The organism is Streptomyces sp. NPDC032472 (genome assembly GCF_040636955.1).
In the GTDB taxonomy this organism is placed as follows: domain Bacteria; phylum Actinomycetota; class Actinomycetes; order Streptomycetales; family Streptomycetaceae; genus Streptomyces.
On sequence record NZ_JBEZVK010000183.1, the window covers coordinates 1 to 2,869 of the forward strand.

General features: G+C 77.8%; 2 protein-coding genes and 1 pseudogene. All 3 read left to right on the forward strand.

What is annotated here, in order from left to right; all coding sequences use genetic code 11:
* Positions 1-1,310: lantibiotic dehydratase (locus AB0F11_RS37985; protein WP_362184407.1), on the forward strand; the 1,310-nt coding region annotated here is incomplete at its 5' end.
* Entirely contained in the window at positions 1,307-2,482 is a 1,176-nt protein-coding gene (locus tag AB0F11_RS37990; protein WP_362184409.1) for a lantibiotic dehydratase C-terminal domain-containing protein, read from the forward strand. The genes AB0F11_RS37985 and AB0F11_RS37990, both read left to right, overlap by 4 nt.
* Positions 2,479-2,869: pseudogene (locus AB0F11_RS37995) on the forward strand (hypothetical protein); the annotation flags it as partial. The gene AB0F11_RS37990 and the pseudogene AB0F11_RS37995, both read left to right, overlap by 4 nt.

The following is a 2,869-nucleotide window of genomic DNA, read 5'->3' on the forward strand; positions in this document are numbered from 1 at the left end:
CCCTCGGCGAAGTGGCGGGTCTGGCCGAGCTGTTCGACCTGGGGCACTGGATGCGGCGGGCCGCGCTGGAGCGCTTCGTCGCCCGTTACGGGCCCGGCGGGATCTGCCCCGCCCCTTGGGAGTTCGGCGCCGACACCGCCGCCGCGTGGGAAGAGGCCGCACGCCTCGCCAGCCGCGCCTGCGGTGATCCCGGGCTGTCGGGGGCGCTCAGCCAACTTGCGTACCTGCGGGAGGAGTTCGTCCAGCAGGTACGGGCCGCCGGGCCGGCGGAGGAGGTGGTGTTGCCCGTCGACGCCGTGTGCGGACTCACCGCACGGCTGCCCGGCTGGACCGCCGCCCGCCCGCTCAGCTACTCCTGGTTCGTCCAGCGCGTCATCCCGGGCCGCCGGGTGGGCGGCGACGGCGACAGCCTGCTCTGCGTCAACCACGTCTACGGCGGCTGGGGCCGCTTCACCAGCCGCTTCCTCGACGACCTGCCCCCGGGCGCCGCCGCCGCGGTGGCCCGCGAGATCCGCCGCGGCCTCGGCGACGGCGCCCGCGCCGCGCAGATCCGGCCGGTGGGCGGCTTCAACGCCAACCTCCACCCGCTCCTGACCGACGAGGAGCTCGGGCCCGACCGCTACTGGTCCGCCCTCGCCGAGGCCGATGTGGAGCTGGTCCACGAGCCTGCCTCCGACCAGCTCCGGCTGCGGCTTCGGGCCACCGGCGAGCCCCTCGACGTGCTCTACCTCGGCTTCCTCGCCCCGGTCATGCTCCCGCAACGCCTCGCGCCGTTCCTCTGCGACCACCCCGGCGGGGTGGTCGACTTCCGGCCGCTGCTGCCCCGCCGCACGCTGGCCGCGCCCGGCGGCGAGGTGGTCACCACCCCGCGGCTGCGCCACCGGCACCTGGTGCTCGCCCGGCGGCGCTGGCACCTGCCCGAGGCGGTGCTCGCCGCGCTGCGGGCCGAGCTCGCGGCCGACCCCGGCGAGGTCCCCGCCGCTGCGGCGGCCCGCTGGCGGGCGCTGCTGGGCCTGCCCGAGCAGCTGTTCCTCCACCCGGTTCCCGAGCCGCCGGCCGGCCGGGCCGTGGAGGACTTCGTACGCAGCCTGCGCGCGCCGAAGCCGCAGGCCCTGGACCTGGGCAGCGCCCTGCATCTGCGGTGCCTCGCCGGCTGGCTGGCCCGCCATCCGCGCGGCGTGGTGCTGGAGGAGGCCCTGCCCGTGTTCGGGGGCCGGGGGCATCCCGCCCGCGCCGTGGAACTGGTCGCCGAGACCTACCGCCCGGCGCGTCCCGCCCCGCCCGTCAGCCGGAGAGGAGGCACCCGATGAACGCCCCGGTCACCGCCCCGGTCACCGGCCCGGACCCCGCCGCCCTCGACGTCGTCGTACGGCACTACGAACCGGTCAAGGCGCCCCTGCTGCGCGAGGCCGTGCTGCCGCTCGCCCGGCGGACGGCGGCGGACGGGCTGACCGTCCACGTCGAACGCCACTGGCTGTACGGGCCCCACCTGAGGCTACGGCTGCGCGGCGCGCCGGGGACGGTGGCCGCCGCTGCCGAGCGGACCGCTGCCGAGCTGCGCGCCCATGTGGCCGTACACCCGTCGAGGGCTGCGGTCGACGAGCGGGAGCTGCTGGCCCAGGCGGCGTCGGCGGGGCGGGCGGAGCTGATCCCTCCGCCGTACGGTCCGCTCGTACCGGACAACACGGTGCGGGTGGAGCCGGTGGACCGGAGCTCCCTGGAGGCGCTGATCGGCCCGGACGGGGTGCGGCTGCGCGAGGACCTGCTGGCCCTGGGCCTGCCCGCGCTCGAAGCGGGCACCGCCTTCCTCGGCGGGCGCCAGGACGCCTCCGCGGCCCGGGTCGAGCTCGTGGCGGCGGCCCTTGCCGCCCATGCGGCCGCGCACCCCGGAGGCCTGGTCGGCGGCCACTACTCGTACGTCTCCCATCTGGAGGACTTCCTCCTCCACGACGATCCCGACGGCCGGCTGCGGGCGGCCTTCGAGCGGCGCTGGGAGGCCGCGGGCGAGGCGATCTCCCGGCTGGTCGGCCGGATCGCGGGCGGGGGTGCGGCCGGGGGCCCGAGTGGCTGGGAACGGGCCTGGGCCGACTGGTCCGCCGAGGCGTGGCGGATCGCGGAGGAACGGTTCACCGCGGGCGCGGACCTCGGCGGCGACTCCGGCGAGTACCGGGACCGGGCCGCGGCGATGGGCGACCCGGCCACTGCCGCGCGCTGGGACCGGGACCTGCGGACCGGGTACAGCGACTTCCACCGGCGGCTGCACCGCTCGGACCCGCGGGGTGCGATGTTCGACCGCCCCGAGTACGTGGTCCACCGGGCCTGTACGAACGGGCTCTACCGGCTCTTCGCGATCTGCGACGTCCGGCCCGTGGAGCGCTACCTGGCCGCCCACTTGGTGGTACGGAGCGTGCCGGGGCTCACGGGGCACCGGTGGCAGACGCACCTCGACGGGGTCATCGCCGCCGTGGAGGGGACGCCGTGACCGCCGCCGCCGAGCCCGCGCGCCTGCGGCTGCGGCTGCGGCCCGGGGTGGCGGTCACCCCACTGCGGGCCGGGCTGCACCTGCGCGGCCGGGACGGGAGCGTGACGCTGGAGGGCAGCCGGGCCCTGCCGGCCCTGTGGGAACTGCTGTCCGAGCGGCTGGGCCACGGGCCGGGGGACGGCGGGGCAGCGCCCGGCCGCCTCCTCGATCCGGCCGACCCGCGGGTCGGGGCCGCCCTGGACGCGCTGACCGCGCAACTGCGTACGCACGGCCTGCTCACGGAACATCCGGCCGATGCTGCCGAACCCCCCGCCTGGCTGGCCGCCTCCACGCCCCGGCCCGGACCCGCGGCCGAGGCCCTGGCCGCCGCCCGCCCCGTGGTCACGG

Coding starts and splice junctions, on each gene's coding strand:
- AB0F11_RS37990 (WP_362184409.1), top strand. CDS start 1,307: ATGAACGCCCCGGTCACCGCCCCGGTCACCGGCCCGGACCCCGCCGCC.